We start from the raw sequence: 21,772 nt of genomic DNA on the forward strand, positions 1-21,772 counted from the left end.
CAAAGGCCTTCATCCTACTAACGGGCAAACTCAAAGTCGCAAAAAGATATTCGGGTCAGTACTCAAAGACCACTTTCAACAGGCTGGTCACCTCGCCGTTGGGCCATGACTTGTAGGTGATCATTTGTTCTGTGGGAAGGCCGTCGCTGTTGTAGGTATAGCTATAGCTCACGGGCACCGAGTTGGGTTGGTGAGTGAAGTAGGCACTCTCGGTTTTTGTTTTGTTGCTCTTCGAAAGATTGGAGAAAAACAGGTCGGTGAAGTGGAGCAGGCTGTAGGGGTTGGTGTGACCGTCGAACTCATTGGTCACAATACTGGAAAGCTCGTTGCCGTCGTTGATGGTTTTTTCAAACGTCACGTTGCCCAGCGGTGCGTGCACCATATAGGTGAACGAGCGGCCGCTGCTCTGCTTATAGAATGCCTTCACGGTGTCGCCGGCCAGATAGGATACCGAAACTTCGGTGTCGACATCCACATCGTCGCGCAGCATCTTCGATACCCGGTTGTTGAAATATTGGTAGCGTGTAATGGTGCGATGGTTAACTACATTCAATTCGTCGGTGGTGGAGAGCAGGTTCCCGTCATAGTTGAATTGCGTAGTGGAGAAATGGTGGAAACCTTTGTCCATCAGGTCATACGTCAGGTATTCTTTTGCGCTCACGCGGCCAAATGCATCATACGTAAAAATGGTTTTCTCGGCGGGACGAAAGCCGCTGGCGTTTTGAAAGAATGTTGATACCGACCGGAGCTTGGGGCCGGGAATAACATCGGGAGTACTCGGGGAGTCGTTTTCATTGTCGCAGCCAATCATGGCCACAGATACCAACAGGGCACTAAAGAAATGGAATTTCATAACAGAGGATTTTTTTTTAAAAGTTAAGTGTGTTCAAAGATGTCGGGCAGGACAATCAATTCTCATAGTCATGCGAGAGGTCGCATGCGCAGGCTTTTGGTTTTTCTTAAGACACCTGAACATCGCCGGGCGTTGGAATGCCGCAAAGAAAATCTTTTTTGAAGAGATATCGGAAACTCCGGCAGGATTCTAGCAACGTAATGATGGAGACTGAGGTTGCACAGTTAGGTAGATTAGTTTTTCCCTGAGATGATAACCAAGGTGTACTGGCTCGGAACCTAAGTTGAAATAGGCGGCTAAATAGCGTAAATTAGCATCTCAATATGGAGACCACTAAGAAATATCACATTGTGCTTCCAAAGGGAGAAGCTCCCCGGCCATTTTTTGAACTGAACGAAGAGGAAAGGCGAGAGATCAGCTTGAAGATTTTTAAGCACGTAACAGAGCGGGCCGCCGAGGTTGGAGCCCTTCCGGTAATAAGCAAGGATGTTGTAAAAACAATTCCGAACACCTAGACGCCATCAATCTGATGCCTGAACTGCATGTTGTCGCTGGACCAAATGGTGTTGGAAAAACAACCGCTTTCGCGACGATCGTTCCCCAAGGTTTAGAGTATGTTAATGCAGACATGATTGCTAAAACTATTCGGGAAAAGGCAGGCGGTCTGAATACTCAAGATATCGCGAATCAAGAGGCAGCTAAATCTTCTACGAAAAAGTGGCACGTCGGGAGTCATTTGCTATCGAAACCAATCTTTATGATGTAGATACCTACAAATCATTTCAGGGATTGCAAGCTCTTGGATATAGCATATTTGTATACTTTCTGGCATTAGACGATGTTACACTTTGTATTGATCGTGTAAGACTTCGGGTGTTGCAAGGTGGGCATAATGTTAATTCGGATATCATCAGACAGCGGTACACTACAGGATTGGCTTTGCTGAAACACTATAAGGATTTCCCTGATGTACTCATGCTACTGGATACAAGTAAAGGCGGACTGAATCTTGAAGCTGAACTGCGGAAGGGGGTTATTCGATATCAAGCAAATCCTTGTCAAGCATGGGCTCAGTCTGTCATTGGAGCAAAGCAAGTGCAGGAGGATATCACGAATAAATCTATTGAAGAGGTGAAAAGCCTCTACAAGAAAAAACAAAATCCCGAGCCCTAGTTTTCTATATCTCAATTCCCTCCCGCAATCGCGTTCACCTCCGGATATTTCTGAATGGGCTTGTTCACCGGGGGCAACGTGCGCAGATAGGCATAGATGGCGCCGAGGTCCTGGTCGGTCATTCCGCTGAAAATGCTCCAGGGCATTACGGTGTTCATCGCTTTTATCTGTTCGTACGACAGCGAGTCGCAGGCCTTGAAGCGGCTTATGAAATATTCCTTTGTCCATTTGCCGATGCCCGATGTGGGGTGGGGTGTGATGTTGGCCGAGCGGACAATCTTTCCGTTGTGGAGGTCAAAGTCATTTCCACCCGCAAGAAAAACCGAATCGTGGGGCAGGTCGGTTTCGCGCGGCGTGTGACAATGTGTGCACACCCCGGCGTTGACCAGGTATTCGCCATAGGCAATCTCTTGTTCTGGCGATGGCTTTGGTTTTGGTTGGGCGCGTGCCGGAATGGTGTTTACGACGAGGTTGAACGGAAACTTCAGATCCGGTTCGGGCCACTTTTCGCCGGCGGGCGCCAGGGTGCGCATATAGGCAATGAGCGACTTCACATCTTCTGGATCGCACTGCCCGATCAGGTCATAGGGCATGATCGGAAACAACGCCCGGCCGTCTTTGGTGACGCCGCAGGTGAGCGCGCGGTAAAGTTCACCGTCGGTATAGTCGCCGACACCGGTGGGCGTGATGTTTGCCGAATAGAAAACACCCATGGGCAACTCCCAACGTTCGCCACCGGCGCCGGTTTGCCTTGCATATTTTTTGGAAGGATCGTTCAGCGTATGGCATCCCACACATCCCATCACGTTGGTGGCAAGGTAGCGGCCGCGCTCAATGCGGGCTGGCGTTGCTTCCACTTTCAGGTCGGGCGCGGGACCAACAGAAGGCAGAAATATTTTCACATAGCCACCAACGGCCAGCACCACCACCACCAAGATGCCGAATGTCCAGGCGAGGATGCGGAGGATTTTTTTTGCAACAGTTTTCATATACACAAGCAGAGGGTTACATCAGGCGATAAAGATTGTGCTTGCGTAGCCGCGAATCAATCCCGTTCAAATGGTATTTTTATATACACCGAAAGGTGTATGCCGCCCTTAGATGATCTTGTGCTCGAAGGCATAGCGCACCAGTGCAGCCGTGTTCTTCACCTTGAGTTTGCTGAGAATATTTTTGCGATGAGTTTCCACGGTGGCCGGGCTGATGAACAGGGCTTCGGCAATTTCGTTGTTGGTGAGGCCGCGCGAGATTGAATTCACAATTTCTTTTTCGCGCACCGTGAGCCGGGGTTCATCCACCGGGCCGGCGTGGTGATGTTGCAGGAAATCGGCGGCAATGCTTTCGCTGATGTAGCGCTCGCCCTGCATCACTTTTTGAATGGCCTTCAATAGTTCGTCTTTCCCGGCATTCTTGATGATGAAGGCATGTGCCCCTGCGCGCAACGCCTGGCCGCTGAGCTCGGGTTCGGAATGCATGCTGATGATGACGATGCGGACATCGGGATAATTTTTACTCAGCTGTCGTGCCGCTTCCAATCCGTTCATCACCGGCATGTCAACATCCATCACGATGCAGTGGGGTGTCTGGTCGCGCACCAGGTTCAGCAATGTGGCGCCGTCGTTGGCTTCGCGAAGTATGGAGTCTGGAGCGGCTTCCTGGAGAATGCGTTTCAGTCCATCCACAATCAGCTGATGATCGTCGCATAGAATGATGTTGATGTTGTCAGGCTTCCACAGCATGTGTTTCTGTTTTTACGGCATACGGAATTTCAATCAACACGCTTGTGCCGTGGCCGGGCTGCGACTCCATTTGCCAGTGTCCATGCAAAATGTTTACCCGCGACCGCAGGTTGCTAAGACCATAGCCTTTTGATGTTTGTTCCTGAAGAAAGCCGTGACCATCGTCTTCCACCATCACAAACAACGTGTTGTCGCGGCAGCCGAGTTGCACGGTCACCTTGGTGGCGCGCGAATGTTTCAGCGCGTTGCTCAGTAGTTCCTGGATGATGCGGTAGAGTGTGGTGGCTAGCTCGTCGGGGAAAAAATCCGGGAGACCAAACGTCACAAAGTCCACGTCCATTTTGCCCGACATGTTGAGGCGTGTCACCAGGCCTTTCACGGCCGCCACAAGGCCGCATTCTTCCAGCACAGTGGGGCTCAGGTTCACAATCATCTTCCGCACATCCAGTAGCGTGTCGTCGATAATGTTCATGGAGTCGAGCAGGAGCGGGTCGGGCGTTGTGTGGAGGGTGAGGCGTTCTTCCAGCGACGCCAGGTTCATTTTCAGGGCCGTGAGCCGCGTGCCGATGTCGTCGTGCAGGTCGCGCGATATTCGTCTTCGTTCCGCCTCCTGCGTGCTGATCATGGTTTTTACTTCTACTTCGCGCTCGCGCAACCGGGCGTGTGCTTCCTGTTGCTGAATGGTGACTTTGATGTGATGGTTCTCTTTATAGATCGTATACAGCCGGTACGAGAAGAAACACATGAACACCACCGCCTCCAAACAAAACATGGGCAACGCCATGAGCGTGATCCATTCCGGCGGCACGTTGGTGATGCCATAGAAGTTGAGCTGTGGCAACAAGAAAACTGATAGTGTGATGAGCAGAAAGGCCATAAAGAAAAGACTCTCGGCGCGTGTGCGTTTCACCGACCGGATGCTGATGTAGCAAAGCATCAGCACCAGGGGAATAAACATCACGTTGATGATGCGTTCGGCCAGAAAGTGGATGGGCATGTTTATCAGAAGCTCCGTCCAGGGAAGCATACAGCAACAGCACATCACAACAATGAGAACGCTAAGAATTTTGTCGATGACGGGGAAATGGATTTTTGTTTTCAAAAACGTTTTCATCATCAGTGTGATGAGCACGATGTTCAACACAAACGACAGAATGATGACGATCACATTCATGAACGGATTGTTGGGCCAGAGGTAGACGAACGACAAATGGTGCACAGTGGCGAAATACACCAGCAGGTTCGCGATGTAAAGCAAAAACAACAGATGAATACGCGACGGGATCAGCAATGTCACAACCAGCGTAACGATGGCATAGAGCGCAATCATGCCCACCCCGAAACCCACCATGTGGTCGTAGCGCGTGGCTGCCACTTCATAGGCATTGCGTTTCCACAGATAAAGCAAACCGTCGAAGTGGGTATAAAGGCAGTTGATGAAAGGGAAGTAGCAAACACGGCTTTCGCCAGGTTTCAGAATCAACGGGAAATCGAAGTCGGCGCGCATCACGGGACGATGCGAAAACGGATAGATGTTTCCCGCTTCCATGGTGGAGTCGATGCCCGATGCGCCCACGGTGTAGAGCTGACTGCGAATGATGGTAGTGTGCGAAAGCTGAAGCAACAGCTCCTGTGGTTTGTCGGTGTCGTTCGTCACCGTGAACTTCAGCCAATACACGGCCACCATGTTGCTGAAGTACCACGACTTTCGCTCGCCATCAAATTGATCGAACACCGGTTGGTCTTGGCCGGGCAGTACGTGTTTGAGATTCCACGCACCTTTTTCAAAAAAAGCTTTTCCGGCGAGCGGCTCCACACAGTACGTGGTGTATGGCTTGATGGATGTTTTGGTGAAGGCGTCATCGATATGGATCGTGTTCGATTGACCATACAGATTACACGCCAGCAACAATAAGAAACTACAAAAGAGAGGGTTCATAGTCTTTATTTTGTTTGGAGCTGCGAGCCCGGGCCGGCCTGCTTTTACTAAGATATCAAAGTATTGCGGTAACTGCTACAATTTCTATCCATTAATCACAAAGCACGTGATGGTTGCCGTTGTTAAGGAGTTTAAACAACTACCGAAAACAGAAAGACAGTTACGCTTCAATCGTTTTTGATTTCACCATACCGGCCTAGCAATTCTGTAACAAAATGTGCGCGGCGAAACGAAGTGGCTGCGACTTTTGCTGCTTGAATTTTGAATATGTATCACCGGCATAAAACAAAAGAGCCTTCCATTTTTGTGGAAGGCTCCCTGTTGTAAAAATTAACGCTCGACTACTTTTCAGGATACAATACAATCTGAACGTAGTTTTTCATGTCGAGATATTTGTTGGCGGCGTCTTTCAGATCTTTTGGCGTGAGGGCCGCGATGCGTTTTTCGTAGCTCAACACCTCGCCGGCATTCGAACCTGTTTCGGCACTTTGCAACAGTTGACGCGCCCAAAAGGTGTTCTCCTTTATGTTTACTTCATATTGCTGACGCCACGTTTCTTTCACCTTGTTGAGGTCGTCGACGCTGGGGCCGTTTGCTTTCACTTTTTCAATTTCGGCCAGTGCCGCCTTGATAAGCTTGTCCACATTTTCGGGACCGCAGGGGAAAGAGATGCCGATTGAATAGTTGTTGTAAGGATACTTGTTGAGGTTGCCGTTCATGCCACCACCATAGATGCCGCTCAACTCTTCGCGAAGGGTTTCGATGATCTTGATGTTGAGGGCTTCGGTGAGTGCCTGGATTTTCAACTGCTCGGAGTCAGAGTAGGGAGCTTCGCCATTCCAGAACAGACGGATGAAACTTTTTTGCTCTGTGCCTTTGTGAATTTCTTTCTTCACAACGCCTTTCACAGGGCGAAGACCAACGTCTTTGAATGTGGATTTTTGGGCCGTCGAAGGAAGACTTCCCAGGTAGGTCGCCAACAGTGGTTTCAACTTGGCCAGGTCGAACTTGCCAACCAGCACAAACGTGAATCCATTGGCGTTGCCGAAACGCTCTTTATAAATGTCGAGCGCGCGTTGTTCGTTGATGAGCGAGAAATTTTCAGGCTTTGGCAACTTCGGTGCCCAGGGATGATTTTTGTAAAGTATAGAAATGGTAGAGTCCTGAAATGTGAACTGTGGATCGGATGCCGCATTCTGATATAACGCCTGCTGCTTCGAAACGAACGACTTGAACAGGTCGTCGTCTTTGCGCGGTTGTGTGAAGTACAGATACGTGAGCTGCAGCATGGTTTCCACATCCACCGCCGAACATTGTCCGTTCAGTGTTTCCGATAGCGCCGATATGCGCGGTGCTACGCTGGCTGTTTTTCCGGCCAGTACCTTTCGCAAGTCAACCGGCGAAAACTGGGCAACGCCCATCTGGGCCACCACCGTTGACGCAAACTCGGCGTTGAAGCGGTCCTTCGCGGGGTCATACAGATATTGTCCGCCGAAGCGTGAGGCGTTCATCACAATCTGGTCGTTCTTGAATTCTGTTGGCTTCAGGATCACCTTCACGCCGTTGCTCAACGTGAGTTCGGTCACGCCAATTTCTTTGATTTCTTTTTCGGCGGTGATCTTGCCGGCCACAGGGGCTTTCTCCAGCAACGAGGCGGCTACTGCTTTCTCTTCGTATGCACCAAGCTCTGTTTTGGCGGCATTGTCGGCAATGGCAAGAAGTTCTGCGTTGGTCGGAATTTTGAAATCCACTTTCTCCGGGCTGGTCAACACCACCAGCTTGTTGTCGGTAGGGGTTGGGATGGTCTTGGCGGCATAGGCATTCACTTCTTCCAGTGTGATGCCGTCGAGATAGGTTTTGAAATAGGTGTATTCATTTTCGATACCAGGAATGGGCTCCTGCTCCAGGAAGTTGCGCACATATTCCGATACCAGGTTCGACGATTCGGTTTTGTCGCGTTCGTTATAGCTGCGCTCAATGCCCTTCATGAGAATTTTCTTGAGGCGGTCCACTTCGGCAGCGGTGAAGCCAAACTTGCGTGCGCGTTCGTTTTCCTGGATCAACGCATTCACAGCAACGTCCACGCCACTCTTGCCAACATAGGCAAACATCTGGTATGTTTCATAGCCGCGTGCAAAGCCGCCAATGTTGCTGGCACCAAAAATAAAGGGAGGCTCGGGCTTTTGTGTGAGTTCTTGCAGGCGCTGGCTCAGCATGGCGGTGAACAAATTCCGGATCAGGAATTCGCGGTAGTCGCCCACCGTAGTTTCTTCTTTTGTTTTCTTATAAGAATAAAAAATTTCGATCACGGGGTTTGTAGCTTCCGGATCGGTCACCACAATGCCTTCCGAAGATTTGCGCGCAGGCACATCGGCATAGGCGCGTGGTTTTGAAGTGGCGGGTGCTTTCAGTTTTTCGAAATGAAGTTTCACCAGGCGTTCTGCTTCGACGGGTTCAATGTCGCCCACCACAATCACTGCCATCAGGTCGGGGCGATACCAGTCTTTATAGAAACGTTTGATGGCATCGTACTTGAAATTTTTAAGAATGTCGTCTTTGCCGATTGGCAAGCGCTGTGCATACTTCGAGCCGTCAAACATTTTTGGATAGACCACTCTGAACATGCGATCCTCTGCGCCTTTTCCCAAACGCGATTCTTCCAGCACCACGCCGCGCTCTTTGTCTACTTCAGCATTTTCGAAGGCTACCGTGCTGGCCCAGTCTTCGAGTATCTGAAAACCTTTTTCGATGTTTTCTTTTTTCTCGGTGGGAATGGGAAGTATATAGACTGTTTCGTCGAAGCCCGTGTAGGCGTTCAGGTCGGCACCGAATTCTACACCGATCGATTGCAGGAACGACACGAGATCGTTCTTCTTGAAATTTTTGGAGCCGTTAAAGGCCATGTGTTCTGTGAAGTGCGCCAGACCTTGCTGGTCGTCGTCTTCCAGAATGGAGCCGGCATTCACCACCAGTCGAAGCTCCACTTTCTTTTCGGGACGCACGTTTTTTTGAATGTAGTAGGTGAGGCCGTTGCTCAGTTTGCCCACCTTCAGACGCGGGTCCACGGGAAGTTTGTCGGTGAGCTTGGGTTGCGCTTGCGCCTGTGTTAGCAGAATGAGAAACGTGAACAGTGTCCCGACCCATTTCCATGCGCTTATCGTGTGTTTATTGAATGTCATCCTCATACAACGAAAGGTTAGTTGTTTTTTGTTTTTTGGGAAAGTGAAAGTAATGAAAGTTGCTTGATTTTTTAGAAACGGCAGGAGGGGACAATGGTTTTCCGGAACGCGTTAAAAATGACGCCGCGTCTTTTACCCCGTCTGGCGTGATGTGATCAGATCAGTACCAATTGCTTTTGATCACCTGCAGCATTTCGCCGTGCATGGTGCCGTTGGCAGCGCATAGCTCGCCACCAAAAACAAAATTGTCGCCGCCCTTGAAGTCGGACACTTTTCCGCCTGCTTGTTGAACAATGAGGGTGCCGGCGGCCACGTCCCAGGGGTTGAGGCTATATTCGAAGAAACCCTCCAGTCGTCCACAGGCCACATAGGCCAGGTCGATGGCGGCGCTGCCCAAACGGCGGATGCCGTGCGTGTGTTCCAGGAATTGTTTGATGATGTCGAGGTATACTTCGCCCTTGTCGAAATGGTAGTATGGGAACCCCGTTGCCAGCAGGCTCTCGTTCAGTGTGGGAACGGCCGACACGCGAATGATCGAGTCGTTGCAATAGGCATCGTCGCCTTCAATGGCATGAAAACATTCTTTGCGCACCACATGGTAGACGGCGCCCAGCACCACCTTGTCGGCGCGCGAAAGTCCGATGCTGATGGCATAGATGGGCAAACCATGAAGAAAATTGGTGGTGCCGTCGAGCGGATCGATGATCCAGTTGTATTCGTTATGCTTCGATTGTTCTACCGTGCCTTCTTCGGTGATGAAGCCGGCTTGTGGCAAAATGTTGTGAAGCACCTTCACAATTCGCTTTTCTGCTTCTTTGTCAACATACGACACCAGGTTGTTGAAGCCTGTTTTTTGTTCAATGCGGGCGCGGTCAAAATTGGAACCTTCTGTATAGATAAATTCGCCTACTTCGGCACACAAGGCGTTAACGTTTTTTTGAAGGTCCTTCAGATTTACGGTCATGTCAGTTAAGCTTTTAAAAATTCTTCGTGTTTTGCGCCGTGCTCCCGGCTTTTGAACAAGTGAAGATAGCGAACGTGACGCAAACTCACGTGCCGCTGGTATATTAATTCTTCGGGAATCTTGAAATCAAAAAAGGTGATGTGTCAATCTTCGCGGCCTGCCACCACCATCACAATTTCGCCCTTCACTTCTTTGGCCTGAAAATGAGTCAGCACTTCTTCGAGGGTGCCGGTAAACGTTTCTTCAAACATCTTGGTGAGCTCGCGAGACACCGATGCTTTTCGCTCCGCGCCAAAATAGGTTTTGAATTGCTCCAGTGTTTTCACCAGACGATAGGGCGACTCATAAAAAATCATGGTACGCTCTTCTTGCGCCAGCGCCGTGAGCAATGTTTGTCTTCCTTTTTTCACAGGCAAAAATCCTTCGAACACAAACCGGTCGCACGGCAATCCCGATTTCACCAGGGCGGGCACAAAGGCCGTGGGACCGGGGAGACATTCCACTTTAAGACCCGCTTGCAGGCAGGCACGAATAATGAGAAAGCCCGGATCAGAAATGCCCGGCGTGCCCGCGTCCGACACCAGGGCCATCACTTCTCCTTTCTCCATGCGCTCGATGTAGTGATTCACCACCTTGTGCTCGTTGAAGTTGTGAAAGCTTTGCAGCGGCTTGCTGATGCTGTAGTGCTTCAGTAAAAACCCTGATGTGCGCGTGTCTTCCGCCAGAATCAGATCCGACGATTTCAGAATGTCGAGCGCGCGCAAGGTGATGTCGGCGAGGTTGCCGATGGGTGTGGGCACAATGAATAGCGAAGTTTTTTGCTCCATGCGCTCCGTTAGTTTATGCGCGCATTGCGCCAAAGGTCGATCACGTCATACCACGTGTCCTGGTATTTTTTGTCGCGGATCAACACAAAATTGTCGGGATCGAACAACGTGCTGGATTTCACAAAGGTGAATTCAACGTTGTTATAGCTTGCATTTTTATACTTCCACACTTCGCGGTCGCTGAATCTATAGACCACCTCGGGCAATCCGAAAATGATGTAGATCATGCCGCGATCGGTTTTCCAGCCTTCTTTGTAGGACGTGAAATATTGATTGGCCAGCTCAACCCTTCGAAAATAGGCGCGCATAAAATGTTTGGCCCGGTCTGCATCGCCGGTGATACCCAGGATGACACGGTCGAATGCTTTCTTGTCGCCGCGTGCCGCTTTCACACGGTCAAACTCCTGGCGCGTGCACACATAAATCAAAGGGTCGGCGAGGCTTTGAACTTTCGCCAGGCGTGGATAGTCGTCGACCACCCGAAAGGCAACACCTTCCGTGCTGTTGGTGTCTTTCTGAATGAGGTATAGTCCTTTTTCGGAAAATGAAAATTCCTGTCCCGTTGCAATCGACAATGTGCTGTCAACGCTGAGGCCGCGCGACACTTTGGCCATGCCTTCTGAAAATGCCGGTACGGCTGCCGGAAAATCATCGCGATAGAAGGACACAACCTTGGTGCCTTCATCGCCTTGCAACGTGAGGGGTGTATTGATCTTTACATACGGCTGCACCAAGGGATTGCCGCCGGTGGTCAGATAGCCATTCACCGGGTAGTTTGATTCGAGTATGCTGAAGTATAGCCAAGCATGTTTCAGGTTGTTGTTCAGCACCTTGGTGGCCAGGATCACCGGTGTGGCCGACGAAGGAATTCTGATTTCGCCCGCGATGGAAAACTTTTCAATCTTCCGGGTGAAATGGTCGGAGGTCACCGCCGTGCCTTCTTTTTCGCCCAGCGTCGTGCGCGTGTCCCATTGCACCACAAACTGATTTGCTTGCTGTGAGGTGTCGCGCACGGTCAGTGTGTAGAAGGCTGTCCACCCGGCAGGCGTGCGGGTTACCTTCATGGTGTAGGTGAACGGCTCGGCGGGATTATAGAGATAGAAATGATTCAGGTCGCGCAGGGCCTGGGCCCCGGCGGAGAAATTCAGGAATAAAAGAAGCCACAATAGGTATCGCATAGTCACGAGAAAATTTAAGGAAGCTTTTTTGTAAAAGTACAAGAAGTGAAGGGGATGATGGAAGACTTTTTGAGCCTTAAACGATAAAATCAGGGACATATATAAAGGTCATGCTTTAAAATTCTGCCAAACCGGCGATCCAACAACTCAAATCCTTATTTTTGCGGCAATATGGCTAAAGTATATACAACGGAAATCACAAGCGATGCGATCGCTTCCGATAACCCAATCCATCAACGGTTGTTCAAGGCATATGTTGTGGCTGAGCAGTATGTGACCGGCGACGTGCTGGAAGTGGGTTGTGGCGAAGGTCGCGGTGTGGGCGTGCTCATCAAAGACGCCGCCACGTTCACCGCCGTTGACAAAATTAAGCCACTCATCGACGACCTTCAGCAAAAACATCCTTCCGGCAAATTCATCAGCATGAACATCCCGCCCCTCAACGGGCTGGCCGACAATGCCTATGACCGGATCTTTAGCTTCCAGGTAATCGAACATATACAAGACGACGCATTGTTCCTGAAGGAAATTCACCGTGTGCTCAAACCCGGTGGCATCGCCGTGCTGACCACCCCAAACCGGAAGATGTCGCTGTCGCGCAACCCCTGGCACATCCGCGAATACCTGCCAAACGAACTGAAGACCCTCGCTGCCAAAATATTTTCTTCGGCCGAAATGAAAGGCATCACCGGCAACGAAAAAGTGATGACCTACTATGCCGAAAACAAGAAGTCGGTTGAGCGTGTAACCCGCTTCGACATCTTCAACCTGCAGTACAAACTTCCGGCTGCCATCCTGCGCATCCCCTACGAAATTCTGAACCGCTGGAACCGGAATAAACTTCAGGCCACTGACAACACGCTGGTAACAAACATTCACCACGAAGACTATATCGTTGTAGACGAAGCAACCAACGCGTTAGATCTTTTATTGATCGTGCGGAAGTAGCCAGCCAATCGAAATTTCTTCGGGCGGGTCTTTTCAATTCGATTGTTATTGGTTTACTTTCTGAAAATACCTTCACGTCATAAGCCCAGCGCGTCCCCATATTGAAGAATCCGAACTGATTGCCCGTTTGAAGGGCAAGGACAGTCTTGCGCTGGAATATCTCTACGACCATTATTCAGGCGCGCTCTACGGTGCCATCTTTCGTATTGTGAAGAAAGAGGAAATAGCCGACGAAGTTTTGCAGGACGTGTTTTTGAAGATCTGGGATAAGATCGCCAGCTACGACGCCACAAAGGGAAAGCTTTTCACGTGGATTCTGAACGTGGCACGCAACCAGGCCATCGACAAAACGCGTTCGCGAGAAATAAGTAAAGAAAAGAAAACCACGGCCATCGATAATGTCGTAAGTAGAATCGACCGCTCGGGATTCAGCGAGCAGGGCATAGAAGACATCGGCGTGAAAGATATATTGAAGAACCTGCCGGAAGAGCAACGGTTCGTGGTGGAGCATCTTTATTTCAAAGGCTATACGCAATCAGAATTGGCGGAAGAACACAACATTCCGTTGGGCACCGTGAAGACACGCCTGCGCCTGGCCATGCAACAACTGAGAACAACATTGGGAGTAACGTGAACATACACGAATACATATCGTCCGGAATCCTGGAAGCCTACATGCTGGGAGAACTTTCTGAGCAGGAGCGTGCTGAGGTTGAAAAAAACCTTGCACAGTATCCCGAGCTGAGAGAGGAACTCGCCCTCCTGGAAGAAACACAGGAAAGACTTTTGATGGAAGCATCGATTGCCCCGAAGGCGTCTGTGAAAGCAGCCCTCTTCGCAAAAATCGAAGCCGCCCCAAAAGCCGAAGCGAAGGTCGTACCCCTCACCCCAACCCAGCCCGCCGCCAGCGTCTGGAAATTTGCCGCTGCGGCCTCCATCACCCTCGCGCTCATATCTTCATACCTAGCCTATGACTATTGGAGCAAGTGGAAACGCACCGAAAACAACCTGGCCGAATTGATTGCCCAGAACCAGCAGGTGGCCCAGGACTATAACCGCGTGAACCAACGCCTTGACAAGTTGGAAGACGACTTGAAAATCACAGACGATCCGTCGTTCAAGCGCGTCATCCTGAACGGCACACCCAACGCACCTCAGGCCATGGCGTCGGTGTATTGGAAAGAGTCGTCGAAGGAAGTATACCTCAGCCTGCAAAGCCTGAAGCAGCTCTCGAAAGAAAATCAGTATCAGCTGTGGGCCATCATCGATGGCAAGCCGGTGGATGCCGGTGTGTTTGATGGTGACTTCGCCGGTCTGCTGAAAATGAAAGACATCGGTTCGGGCGCCGCCGCCTTTGCCGTCACCGTCGAACCCCGCGGTGGCAAAGCAAGTCCCACACTCGAAACCATGCAGGTGGTTGGCAACGTGGTGAAGGGGTAGCCCATCGCTAAAAAATCCTCAAAAAATTCCATACCTGAAATCCGGGCGTGGCTAGCCCTTCGTACATGGGTTTTATCTTAACCAACCTGTGTCTATGAAAACCTTGCTACCCCTGCATTCCTACTGCGAACGGGCCTTCATCCTCATGTTGCTGATCATCATGAGTAGTGCGATTTCATTTTTTATGGGCTGAGGGTTCGCGAGCATCCTAATCCGGCAAAAATCCTCCCCACAGGGACAGGATTTTTCTGTTTTTGGCGACAATACCTTACGCTCCACCGTGTTTTTGGCATGGCTTAAATGACCGGCAGATTTAATAACTTTGCTTTGCGTCATTCTGAAAATACCATGAGAGAAAAACTTTTAGTCGTTGGCTTTCTATTCCTGATATCAACCGCGTGGGCACAAAAAACCGACTCCCTCATGCAGGTGCAGTGGGACGCCGCCCAGAAAAAATTGAAAGCCGGCAGCTACAACGATGCGTCGTTGCAACTCACCCAACTCATCAACTCCGGTTTTGCCGACAAACAAGTCTATGTGAAACGCGGTGTAGCCTACTACCACCTGAAAGAATATGACAAAGCCAAAGCCGACCTCGACGAAGCCCTGAAGGCCCGCATCAACACGGCCGAGCTTTTCGAATATCGCGGCAACACCAAATACCTGCTCGACGACTACCAGGGTGCCGCCACCGACCTGGACAAAGCGGTGACCATGGGCGCCAACAGTTTTGACACGTTTGCCAACCTCGGCAACGCCAAGTTCAGGATGGACAATTACCGCGAGGCCATCACCTTCTACGACAAAGCCATTGCCACCGGAAAGGCCGACGCCGTTCTCTACAACAACCGCGGCAAAGCCAAATTCAACCTCAACGATTTCAAAGGATCGCTTCCTGATTTTGATAAAGCCCTCGAACTGAAACCCGGCAACGACAAGGCCATCGAAAACAGGGGAGAAGCCCGCTACAAACTTCAGGACTGGAAAGGCAGTGTGGCCGACTTCGAAAAGCTGATGGCCAGCGGTCGCTCGGACGTAGAGTTCTATCAGAAAGTGGGCACGGCCAAGTATATGCTGAAGGACGAGAAAGGCGCCGCCGAAGCGCTTGACAAAGTGGTGCAAAAAGGTGTGAAGGATAAGGATGTGTTCCGAATGCTGGGATTGAGCCAGGCCAACCTTGGCAATTGCGCCGAAGCCGTGAAAGCCTTGTCGGCTGGCGTGTCGATGGGGCTGACGGACAAAGATGTTTTTTATGCGCTGGGTGCCTGTCAGTATAAGAACAAGGAATATGCACCTGCCATCGAATCGTTAGGTCGGGCAATTACTGCAGGGGTTGCCACTAAAGAAGCGTATCTCTACAAGGGCAACGCAGAGTTTGTTCAGAAGGACATGGACAACGCCACCAAAGATCTGGAGAAGGCCGTGGCCCTTGGGGCATCCGATGCCGAGGCATTTAAAAATCTTGGCGATCTCAAGTTCATGAAGAACGATTTTGCCACAGCCATCAAACACTACGACAACGCGGTGAAGGCTGGCGCCAACGACCCGGTGTTGTTCAACAACCGCGGCAAGGCGAAAATGAACGTGAACGATTTGCCGGGCGCTGTGGCCGACTTCGACAAGGCCATTCAGGGCAACGCCAACTATGGCAAAGCCTTGCTCAACCGGGGCACCGCCAAATTCGGCCTGAAAGATTTTGCCGGAGCCGCCGACGATCTTGAGAAAGCAAAAGCCACAGAAGGCGAGTCGGCCGACGTGCTCAAAATGCTGGGCCTCGCTAATTATTCACTTGCTAAAAAAGATGCTGCCCGCACCTATCTCGACAAAGCGCTGGCTGCCGGCGTGAAAGACGGCAAGGTTTCGCTCTATGCCGGCTATCTCCGCTTCGATGCGGGCGATTTCAAAGGCGCAACGGAAGCCCTGAACGCCGCGGAAATTGCCGGTGAAAAAGAAGATGATATCTATCTGAAACGTGGCAAAGCTGCCTATCAGCAAAAGGAATATACTACAGCGGTGACCGACCTCGAGAAGTCGGTGGTGAAAGGCAAGGCCGATCTCGCTGCCTACGAAGCCTTGAGCTTGTCGTATATGGTGGTGCAAAAAGATAAAGAAGCGTTGCCTGCCATGGAGAAGGCGATGTCGCTGGGGAGCAAGAACAAAGAACTCTACTACCAACTCGGCAACCTCCGTTTCAAACAAAGCAACTTCAAAGGCGCCATCGAAGCCTACGACCAGGCCGTGACGCTGGGCGCCAACGACGAAGTGATCTACAACAATCGCGGCAAAGCAAAATTGAACGCGGGCCTGCCCAAAGAATCGATCGCCGATTTTGATCGCGCCCTCGGGCTCAAGAAAGACTACACACAAGCATTGAAGAACCGCGCCGCAGCGCGCTATCAATTGAAAGACTACGCCGGCGTTATTGCAGACCTTGCCATTGTGGTGACCCGTGGCGAAGCCGCTGGCGAAGAGTTTGCTGCGCTGGGGATCTCTAAATACTACACGAAAGATTATGTTGGTGCCGTGCCCGATCTTACCAAAGCCATCGACGGCGGCAGCAAAGAAAACTATGTATATGCCGCGAGAGGGTATTCACTATTTGAATCAAAAGAATATGAAAAGGCGATCGCCGATTTCACGAAGGCGATTGAAAAAGGTGTAACGGAAAATAATCTGGTATACAAACGCGGCGCAGCACGCTTCAATCTGAAGGACTACAAAGGAGCATTCACCGACCTAGACAAAGCCATTGCAGGAGGCACCACCGAAGCCATTGCCTACGACATGCGCGGCTTCTGTCGCTATGATGTGAAAAGTTTTGACGAGGCCATCAAGGACTATGATGCCGCCATTGCAAAAGAGGCCACGCTTGCGTCGGCATTCTTTCATCGGGGCGATGCCAAGTTTAGCGTGAACAACCTGGCCGGTGCCACAGAAGATTATACAAAAGCTATAGGCCTGGGACTAAAAGATCCGGTGCTGTTTAACAATCGCGGCAAAGCCTATTTCAAGCAGGAGAAATACACAGAGTCGATAGCCGACTTTGGAAGTGCTATTGACAAGAAACCCGACTACACCAAAGCGTATGAGAATCGCGGCCTTGCCTACTACAATACCAAGAAATATGAAGAGGCTGTGAAAGATTTTCGCGAAGCGGAGAAACTCACCGAGAAACCCGATCCGGAATTGTATCGCCTACTCGGTAACACCTACTATAATCTTAAGAAATTCCCACCGGCCCGCGACTACTATGATAAACTCATTGCGTCGGGTGTGAAAGACAAGGAAGTGTTTTACAAACGCGGCCTCATGCAATTGGAGGAAGAAGAATTTCGCGGTGCATTGAGCGATTTCGACAATGCCCAGAAAGCAGGTGAAAACACTGTGGCACTGTTCCTCAACAAGGGCCGCGCCTACATCGGCCTGGAAGACACCAAGTCGGCTGTGACCGAGTTAAACAAAGCCATCGACCTTGATCCAAAAAACACCGATGCCCTGTTCAACCGTGCGTTGGTGAAAGAAGGACTAGAAGACTACGAAGGCGCCATGCTCGACTACAACAAAGTGATTCAATACAACCCGAACGACGGCCTGGCCTTCTACAACCGCGCCACCTGCAAATCGCAACTGGACGACTATGGGGCGGGCATCTCCGACATGGACGAAGCCATTCGCATCGAACCCAAAAACGCACAGTACTACAAACAACGCGGCAACTTCCACTATCAGTTGAAAGACAAAGTGAAAGCCTGCTTCGACTGGCGCAAGGCGGTGGAATATGGCGACACCAAGGCCCGGTTCCAGATCGACCAATACTGCAAGTGATCTCATTCTGAAATATTTTTGATCCCGTATTGAAACGAAGCAGCGCCAAAAACCGGCGCTGCTTTCGTTTTTAGGGCGGAAATGCACGTTTATACTTCTGGTAGAATTTTTGCATTACTGCGCTCGTGCACACGGGAGACGGGTAGGCTTCAAAAAAAACTTACATGCGAAAGACAGCCCCGCGATGCACCAAATACGAAATGATATCCAGACTTAATTTTGAGCATAGAAATCGCCATGGTGAAAGGTTTACGATGAGAACAACAATCGGAAGTTTCATGATCGCGTTTTTGTTCGGCAGCGCAGCGCTCGCCGGCGACGAAGTGAAGGGCAAAGTGATCGCCGTCATTGATGGCAACACCCTGAGCATTGCAGGCGACGACAACCAAACACACCAGGTGATGCTGGCCGGCATAGACAGCCCCGAGTTGGAACAGGAGTTTGGCGAGAAGGCGAAAAGCTTTCTGGAAAAGATAGTATTGAAGAAAGAGGTCACCGTGAAGTTCACAGGCAAAGACCGCTGGGGCAACTACCTGGCCGAAGTGCTGGTGAATGGCAAAGAAGATCCACGCATCGAATTGCTCAAGCAAGGCTATGCCTGGACTGCCGAGAAAAACCCGGTGCCCGACCTGGAGTCGTATAGAACATCGGCCCAGCAAAAAGGCAAAGGCCTCTGGAAACAGGAAAATCCCACGCCACCGTGGACTTTCCGTCGCCAACAGACCATGTTGCAAGCCAAGAGCAGTTAAGAAAAAGGTTGATAAGTTAAAGTTTGAAGTTTAGTTAAGGAGTTAGGTTTTTAGGGTTAGGTTGAACTGCCCCCGCATCAAAACGGGGGCAGTTTCATTTCAACAACCTTTGGTTCGGGTTGGACGACAATTTCAAACCGTTGCACGGGCCGGGAGCAATTTTTAAACAGCCGGATAGTTAATATATTTGAATTCACGCCTATGCGATACCTCCTCATCATCGTATTCTTAGTTCTGGGCACTGCGGCCATGGCCCAGTCGTCGAAAAAGAAACGCAAGAAAGCCGATGCTTCCGAACAGTCCGGCGTGCCCCAGCAGCAACAACCCAACTCGCTCAACCCAACGTCTACGGAAGAAGAGTCCATGCCGCGCGAGCCAAAAAGGAAACGATCGCGCTCCAATGGCCCCACCTACGACAACGAGCGTCAATACTACGACCGCATGGAGGCGGTGGCCAAAGCCCGGCGCAAGTCGGAACGCGCCATGGCCGACCCTCAATATTCCAACCCCATGTACTTCGGGCACAAGCGTCCACCCAAAAAGCACAAGCCCGGAAAGATGAAGTACTGCAAGGAGTGCGGCCTCCGACACTAACGGGGCACGCCACGCCGTTCAGCTCCCTTCTGCACTTTTCTGTATCTTGTGCAGATGAACCTCGCTTCCTGCATCGAGCACACCAACCTTAGTCCCACGCTCACCATCCGCGATATCGACCAACTGGTGGACGACGCGCGGCAGTTTGGCTTTGTGGGCATTTGCGTGCCACCCTTCTGGGTGAAGCGGGCACGTCGCGAAATCGGCAAAGACAACATTCTTCTGGTGACCGTGGCCGGCTTCCCGCTGGGCTACAACATGACTGAAACCAAAGTGGACGAAATGCAGCGCGCCATCGATAACGGCGCCGACGAAATCGATCTCGTGTGGAACATCTCCTCCTTTAAAACCGGCCTTCCCTGGACAAAGATTGAAGTGGCCAAATGCAGTCACCTGGCGCATGCCCACCAAAAGCTGTTGAAAGTGATTGTGGAGACTGCGTATCTTTCAGATGAAGAGCTGGAACGTGCGTGCAAGCTTTGCGCCGATGCCGGTGCAGACTTTGTGAAAACATCCACAGGCTTTGCGCCGCGGGGCGCTGTGGCCGAACACATAACCATCATGAAAAAAGTATTGCCGCCCACCGTTGGAATCAAGGCCTCGGGTGGAATTAAAACCCGCGAGCAGGCGTTAGCCATGATCAACGCCGGGGCTACGCGCGTCGGCACATCGTCGGGTATCACCATCGTGCAAACAAACAACCCAAATCAGTAAAATAATGAGCGAACGCTTAGCAAATGTTTTCCCTGCGGAGTCCTCCATCCCCGAGGCCTATCGCATAGCCCAGCCCATCGAGCAACGGGAGTATCTCATCAACGGCGAGTTGAAAACCTGGACCGGCAGCCTCAACCCGATTTTGAGTCCGGTTTACGTAAAGGAAGGCGATGCTATCGTCGCCAAGAACATCGGCAGCACGCCGTTGCTCACCTCCAAGGAAGCCCTCGAAGCACTCGACGGCGCCGTGAAAGCCTACGCGCTGGGCGTTGGCTTCTGGCCTACCCGCAGCGTGACCGAACGCATCGAGCACGTTGAAAAATTTCTGGCCGCCATGCGCAAGCAACGCGCCGAGGTGGTGAAACTTCTCATGTGGGAAATCGGCAAAACGCTGAAAGATTCTGAAAAAGAATTTGATCGCACGTGCGACTACATTGCCGACACCATCAAGGTATACAAAGAGATGGACCGCAGTGCAGCCAAACTCGTGGAAGACCAGGGCTACACGGCGCAGATCCGTCGCGTGCCCTGTGGCGTGGCGTTGTGCATGGGGCCTTATAACTATCCCCTTAACGAAACATTCTCTACGCTTATTCCGGCGCTCATCATGGGCAACACCGTGGTGTTCAAACCTGCGAAGTACGGCGTGTTGTTGATCCGTCCGTTGCTGGAAGCGTTTCGCGACAGCTTCCCTGCGGGAGTTATCAACATCATCTACGGCCGTGGTCGCGAAACGGTGGGTGCGCTCATGGAGACGGGCCTCATCGACGTGTTCGCATTCATCGGCACCAACAAAGGCGCTAACGAATTGAAAAAACTTCACCCCAAATCGCACCGCCTTAAGGCCGTGTTGGGATTGGATGCGAAAAATCCAGCCGTGGTACTTCCCGATGCCGACATCGCCAATGCGGTGACGGAGTGCATCACCGGATCACTTTCGTTCAACGGTCAACGTTGCACGGCCTTGAAAATCTTGTTTGTGCACAAAAGCATCGCTGCCGACTTCATTGCAAAATTCAACAAGGCCGTGGGCGATCTCAAACCGGGCATGCCGTGGGATGCTGGTGTGTCGTTAACACCGCTTCCTGAACCCGGAAAAGTAGAATATCTGAATGGCCTGGTGGAAGATGCCAGGAAACACGGCGGTGCCGTGGTGAACGATGGCGGTGGCGAACACCTGCATTCATTCTTCTTCCCAGCCGTGGTATATCCGGTAAACGACAAGATGAAACTCTACACCGAAGAACAATTCGGCCCGGTCATTCCCATTGTTCCTTTTGAAAACGATCAGGAAGTGATCGACTATGTGGTGAATTCAAACTTCGGTCAGCAGGTCAGCATTTTTGGCAACGACTCCAAACGCGTGGCTCACCTCATGGACGCCTTCGTGAACCAGGTGGGCCGCATCAACCTGAACACACAAAGCCAACGCGGCCCCGACACGTTCCCCTTCAACGGCCGCAAAGATTCAGCCGAAGGAACACTGTCGGTATCCGACGCCTTGCGCGTGTTTTCCATTCGCACCATCGTAGCCACAAAATCGACAGAAGAAAACAAACAGATGATGAGCACCATCATCCGCAATCGCGAGTCGGCATTTTTGAGTACGGATTATATTTTTTAGGGATAAGACGATCTAAGCAGAACCTG

At 51.1% G+C, this 21,772-nt stretch carries 18 protein-coding genes; 10 read left to right on the forward strand and 8 right to left on the reverse strand.

Annotation, left to right across the window (positions count from 1 at the left end; translation table 11 throughout):
- Positions 1-55 precede the first annotated feature (55 nt).
- Entirely contained in the window at positions 56-853 is a 798-nt protein-coding gene (locus JI741_RS13740) for a hypothetical protein (RefSeq protein ID WP_202010371.1), read from the reverse strand.
- Positions 854-1,382: 529 nt separating this feature from the next.
- Here JI741_RS13740 and JI741_RS32520 point away from each other — a divergent pair.
- Together JI741_RS32520 and JI741_RS13745 are read left to right on the forward strand one after the other, a co-directional pair.
- Positions 1,383-1,619 (forward strand): hypothetical protein, encoded by a 237-nt coding sequence (locus JI741_RS32520; RefSeq protein WP_236676058.1) that lies wholly within the window; start codon positions 1,383-1,385, stop codon positions 1,617-1,619.
- Positions 1,571-2,026 (forward strand): hypothetical protein, encoded by a 456-nt coding sequence (locus tag JI741_RS13745; protein ID WP_202010373.1) that lies wholly within the window; start codon positions 1,571-1,573, stop codon positions 2,024-2,026. Before JI741_RS32520 ends, JI741_RS13745 begins: the two co-directional genes overlap by 49 nt.
- 11 nt (positions 2,027-2,037) lie before the next feature.
- On the opposite strand, the gene JI741_RS13750 is transcribed toward JI741_RS13745, so the two are convergent.
- The 7 genes from JI741_RS13750 to JI741_RS13780 form a co-directional block, all read right to left on the reverse strand.
- Positions 2,038-3,015 (reverse strand): c-type cytochrome, encoded by a 978-nt coding sequence (locus JI741_RS13750; RefSeq protein WP_202010375.1) that lies wholly within the window; start codon positions 3,013-3,015, stop codon positions 2,038-2,040.
- A 108-nt stretch (positions 3,016-3,123) separates the two neighbouring features.
- On the reverse strand, positions 3,124-3,765 hold the full coding sequence (locus JI741_RS13755; protein WP_202010377.1) for a response regulator: 642 nt from the start codon (positions 3,763-3,765) through the stop codon (positions 3,124-3,126).
- The gene (locus JI741_RS13760; protein WP_202010379.1) at positions 3,749-5,704 is read right to left on the reverse strand and encodes a sensor histidine kinase; all 1,956 of its coding nucleotides are present in this window, start codon (positions 5,702-5,704) and stop codon (positions 3,749-3,751) included. The genes JI741_RS13755 and JI741_RS13760 overlap by 17 nt, the downstream gene beginning before the upstream one ends.
- Before the next feature lie 341 nt (positions 5,705-6,045).
- On the reverse strand, positions 6,046-8,889 hold the full coding sequence (locus JI741_RS13765; protein ID WP_202010381.1) for a M16 family metallopeptidase: 2,844 nt from the start codon (positions 8,887-8,889) through the stop codon (positions 6,046-6,048).
- 154 nt (positions 8,890-9,043) lie between these two features.
- The gene (locus JI741_RS13770) at positions 9,044-9,847 is read right to left on the reverse strand and encodes an inositol monophosphatase family protein (protein WP_202010383.1); all 804 of its coding nucleotides are present in this window, start codon (positions 9,845-9,847) and stop codon (positions 9,044-9,046) included.
- 143 nt (positions 9,848-9,990) lie between these two features.
- Complete coding sequence (gene rsmI / locus JI741_RS13775) at positions 9,991-10,674, reverse strand: 16S rRNA (cytidine(1402)-2'-O)-methyltransferase (protein WP_202010385.1); 684 nt, start codon at positions 10,672-10,674, stop codon at positions 9,991-9,993.
- Positions 10,675-10,682: 8 nt separating this feature from the next.
- Entirely contained in the window at positions 10,683-11,852 is a 1,170-nt protein-coding gene (locus JI741_RS13780; protein WP_202010387.1) for a GWxTD domain-containing protein, read from the reverse strand.
- 171 nt (positions 11,853-12,023) lie between these two features.
- Here JI741_RS13780 and JI741_RS13785 point away from each other — a divergent pair, with 171 nt between their 5' ends.
- The 8 genes from JI741_RS13785 to JI741_RS13820 all read left to right on the forward strand — a co-directional run bounded on the left by JI741_RS13785 (position 12,024) and on the right by JI741_RS13820 (position 21,746).
- On the forward strand, positions 12,024-12,800 hold the full coding sequence (locus JI741_RS13785) for a class I SAM-dependent methyltransferase (protein ID WP_202010389.1): 777 nt from the start codon (positions 12,024-12,026) through the stop codon (positions 12,798-12,800).
- A 127-nt stretch (positions 12,801-12,927) separates the two neighbouring features.
- Complete coding sequence (locus JI741_RS13790) at positions 12,928-13,434, forward strand: RNA polymerase sigma factor (protein WP_236676059.1); 507 nt, start codon at positions 12,928-12,930, stop codon at positions 13,432-13,434.
- Positions 13,431-14,240: an anti-sigma factor gene (locus JI741_RS13795; RefSeq protein ID WP_202010391.1), complete on the forward strand. Its 810-nt coding sequence runs from the start codon at positions 13,431-13,433 to the stop codon at positions 14,238-14,240. Before JI741_RS13790 ends, JI741_RS13795 begins: the two co-directional genes overlap by 4 nt.
- Before the next feature lie 348 nt (positions 14,241-14,588).
- Positions 14,589-18,065 (forward strand): tetratricopeptide repeat protein, encoded by a 3,477-nt coding sequence (locus JI741_RS13800; protein WP_202010393.1) that lies wholly within the window; start codon positions 14,589-14,591, stop codon positions 18,063-18,065.
- Positions 18,066-18,319: 254 nt separating this feature from the next.
- Positions 18,320-18,814, forward strand: a complete 495-nt coding sequence (locus tag JI741_RS13805) for a thermonuclease family protein (RefSeq protein WP_202010395.1) — start codon at positions 18,320-18,322, stop codon at positions 18,812-18,814.
- A 201-nt stretch (positions 18,815-19,015) separates the two neighbouring features.
- Complete coding sequence (locus JI741_RS13810) at positions 19,016-19,408, forward strand: hypothetical protein (protein ID WP_202010397.1); 393 nt, start codon at positions 19,016-19,018, stop codon at positions 19,406-19,408.
- 54 nt (positions 19,409-19,462) lie between these two features.
- The gene (gene deoC, locus JI741_RS13815) at positions 19,463-20,122 is read left to right on the forward strand and encodes a deoxyribose-phosphate aldolase (protein ID WP_202010399.1); all 660 of its coding nucleotides are present in this window, start codon (positions 19,463-19,465) and stop codon (positions 20,120-20,122) included.
- 4 nt (positions 20,123-20,126) lie between these two features.
- On the forward strand, positions 20,127-21,746 hold the full coding sequence (locus JI741_RS13820; protein WP_202010401.1) for an NADP-dependent glyceraldehyde-3-phosphate dehydrogenase: 1,620 nt from the start codon (positions 20,127-20,129) through the stop codon (positions 21,744-21,746).
- The last annotated feature ends 26 nt before the right edge of the window (positions 21,747-21,772 follow it).

The sequence above is a fragment of the Chryseolinea lacunae genome (assembly GCF_016735595.1).
Classification (GTDB): Bacteria; Bacteroidota; Bacteroidia; order Cytophagales; family Cyclobacteriaceae; genus Chryseolinea; species Chryseolinea lacunae.

What these genes read in the sequence shown, in the direction of transcription:
- JI741_RS13760 (WP_202010379.1), bottom strand. Translation starts at nt 5,704, where the DNA reads ATGAACCCTCTCTTTTGTAGTTTCTTATTGTTGCTGGCGTGTAATCTG.
- JI741_RS13765 (WP_202010381.1), bottom strand. Translation starts at nt 8,889, where the DNA reads ATGAGGATGACATTCAATAAACACACGATAAGCGCATGGAAATGGGTC.
- JI741_RS13740 (WP_202010371.1), bottom strand. Translation starts at nt 853, where the DNA reads ATGAAATTCCATTTCTTTAGTGCCCTGTTGGTATCTGTGGCCATGATT.
- JI741_RS13755 (WP_202010377.1), bottom strand. Translation starts at nt 3,765, where the DNA reads ATGCTGTGGAAGCCTGACAACATCAACATCATTCTATGCGACGATCAT.
- JI741_RS32520 (WP_236676058.1), top strand. Translation starts at nt 1,383, where the DNA reads ATGCCTGAACTGCATGTTGTCGCTGGACCAAATGGTGTTGGAAAAACA.
- JI741_RS13810 (WP_202010397.1), top strand. Translation starts at nt 19,016, where the DNA reads ATGCGATACCTCCTCATCATCGTATTCTTAGTTCTGGGCACTGCGGCC.
- JI741_RS13780 (WP_202010387.1), bottom strand. Translation starts at nt 11,852, where the DNA reads ATGCGATACCTATTGTGGCTTCTTTTATTCCTGAATTTCTCCGCCGGG.
- JI741_RS13785 (WP_202010389.1), top strand. Translation starts at nt 12,024, where the DNA reads ATGGCTAAAGTATATACAACGGAAATCACAAGCGATGCGATCGCTTCC.
- deoC (WP_202010399.1), top strand. Translation starts at nt 19,463, where the DNA reads ATGAACCTCGCTTCCTGCATCGAGCACACCAACCTTAGTCCCACGCTC.
- JI741_RS13750 (WP_202010375.1), bottom strand. Translation starts at nt 3,015, where the DNA reads ATGAAAACTGTTGCAAAAAAAATCCTCCGCATCCTCGCCTGGACATTC.
- JI741_RS13805 (WP_202010395.1), top strand. Translation starts at nt 18,320, where the DNA reads ATGAGAACAACAATCGGAAGTTTCATGATCGCGTTTTTGTTCGGCAGC.
- JI741_RS13800 (WP_202010393.1), top strand. Translation starts at nt 14,589, where the DNA reads ATGAGAGAAAAACTTTTAGTCGTTGGCTTTCTATTCCTGATATCAACC.
- JI741_RS13820 (WP_202010401.1), top strand. Translation starts at nt 20,127, where the DNA reads ATGAGCGAACGCTTAGCAAATGTTTTCCCTGCGGAGTCCTCCATCCCC.
- rsmI (WP_202010385.1), bottom strand. Translation starts at nt 10,674, where the DNA reads ATGGAGCAAAAAACTTCGCTATTCATTGTGCCCACACCCATCGGCAAC.
- JI741_RS13770 (WP_202010383.1), bottom strand. Translation starts at nt 9,847, where the DNA reads ATGACCGTAAATCTGAAGGACCTTCAAAAAAACGTTAACGCCTTGTGT.